The sequence below is a fragment of the Devosia insulae DS-56 genome, assembly GCF_000970465.2.
GTDB classification, from domain to species: domain Bacteria; phylum Pseudomonadota; class Alphaproteobacteria; order Rhizobiales; family Devosiaceae; genus Devosia_A; species Devosia_A insulae.
In genome coordinates this window covers 1-1,871 of record NZ_LAJE02000018.1, presented here as the reverse complement: position 1 = coordinate 1,871, position 1,871 = coordinate 1, and the positions used below count along the sequence as shown (strand labels likewise).

Annotated in this window: 3 protein-coding genes; all 3 read right to left on the bottom strand. The window is 66.8% G+C overall.

All coding sequences use genetic code 11. The features are described 5' to 3' along the window. On the bottom strand, positions 1–639 hold a 639-nt coding region (locus tag VW23_RS00640), incomplete at its 3' end, for a GntR family transcriptional regulator (protein WP_069907673.1). Positions 640–669: 30 nt separating this feature from the next. Continuing rightward, complete coding sequence (gene hpxZ / locus VW23_RS00635; protein ID WP_069907672.1) at positions 670–1,050, bottom strand: oxalurate catabolism protein HpxZ; 381 nt, start codon at positions 1,048–1,050, stop codon at positions 670–672. Then, the gene (locus tag VW23_RS00630) at positions 1,047–1,712 is read right to left on the bottom strand and encodes a cysteine hydrolase family protein (RefSeq protein ID WP_069907671.1); all 666 of its coding nucleotides are present in this window, start codon (positions 1,710–1,712) and stop codon (positions 1,047–1,049) included. The genes hpxZ and VW23_RS00630 overlap by 4 nt, the downstream gene beginning before the upstream one ends. Positions 1,713–1,871 lie beyond the last annotated feature (159 nt).

Sequence of the window (1,871 nt, the reverse complement as noted above, 5' to 3'; positions counted from 1 at the left end):
CACCCGACTAAACCGCTCATAAGCATCACCGACGATCGCGATGTGCTTCCGCATCGCGGCCTCCGCCTCACCCCGATCCCCGCGCAGGATCGCTTCGACGATCAGCCCGTGTTCCGCATGCGATTGCTGCAGGCGCCCCCGCGCCCCGAACTGCGCCCGGCGGAACGGCTGTAGCCGTTGCCGGGTCGAAATCGTGATCTCGCTGAGATAGGCGTTGTGCGCCCCCTCGTAGATCGCGGTGTGGAAGGCGTCATTCGCCTCGGCATAGGCGGCATTGTCGCCGGCCCTGACGATCCCGGCCATCGCAATGTGCTGCGCATCGAGCGCATCGCGCTCGGCCGCCGTCATCATCTGGGCGCAGAGCCCGGCGCACAGCGCCTCGAGATAGCCCATCACCTCGAACATGCCGGCGAGCTCATCCGGCGCGGGTTTTGCCACCAGCGCGCGGGCATGCGGCTTCTGGTCCACCAGGCCGCTTGCCGCCAGCAGCCGCAGGGCATCACGCACCGGGGTGCGCGATACCGCGAATTCGCTGGCTAGCAGCGTCTCATCGAGCGGCGTGCCGGGTTCCAGCTCGCCGGCAATGATGCGGCTGGCCAGCACGCGGCGGATCTCCTCGCCGGAGGTGCGTTTCAGCATAGTCCCCTCTAGTCCCTGCGTAGTTGTGATCTACGCGTCGATGACGCTGACATGTGCGGCGGCGACGCGCCAGCCATCCGGCATCCGTATCCACGTCTGCATCTGCCGTCCAACCCGGCCAGGGACGCTGTCATGCGAAAACAGCGTCGCGGCAATGGCGGTATCCGGCCCATAGGTGGTGATCACCGTCTCGGCGAGCCGCCGGTCGGCCCCGGTGGAACGGCGGAGCAGCCGGAATGCCCGGATCGCCTCGCTGCCATGGAGGTTCTCGGCGATGCCGTAGCGGACGGTCAGCGGGCTATCGAGGAACAGCTCGTCGAGCACCGCCACGTCGTTGGCGACCAGCGCCGCCTCGTAGCGCGCGAACACCGCCGTGACCTCGGCCAGCACCGCGGGATCATTGATCATCATGCCTTGACCGCCTCTTCTAGCGCTGCGAGCGACGTCACCCAGCCGACAATGCCGCCCTGCGCCGCGATCATCTTGAGGGTCGCCGCCTTGAACTCAGCGAAATAGCTCTCGGTCGCATCCTCGATCAGCAGGCACTCATAGCCCCGATCATTGGCCTCGCGCATCGAGGTCTGGACGCAGACTTCCGTGGTGACGCCCGCGAACACCAGGTGGGTGATTCCGAGCTCCACCAATTGCTCGTGCAGGCCCGTGGCCCAGAACATCCCCTTGCCCGGCTTGTCGATGACCATCTCGCCCTCGAGCGGCGCCAGCGCATCGACAATCTGGTTGCCCGGCTCGCCCCTGACCAGCAGCCGCCCCATGGCGCCGGTCTCACCGATATGGAGGCTCGGGTTGCCGCGCCGGATTTTTGCAGGCGGGCAATCGCTGAGATCGGGCTTATGCGCCTCGCGCGTATGGATCACCGGCCAGCCCTGAGCCCGGAACAGCCCAAGCAGCGCCGCCGTCGTCGGGATGATCGCCTCGAGCCGCTTGACGTCATTGCCGAGCGAATCCCCAAAGCCGCCGCGCTCAATGAAATCGCGCTGCATGTCGATGACGACCAGCGCCGTATGCGCCGGGTCGAGCGTGTAGGGATAGGGCCGCGAGGGAACCGAGATCATCGGCGGACATCCATGACGAAGGAGCCGCGGCAGGGGATGTGGAGGACGAGGTAGTCGGCGGGGCTGGCGCCTGTGGCCACTCCCCTCCCGGCTTCGAGGCGCAACTGCGTATTGTCGCAACGCGACCGATGAGCTGGTGCGGGAAGAGTACCCCCACCC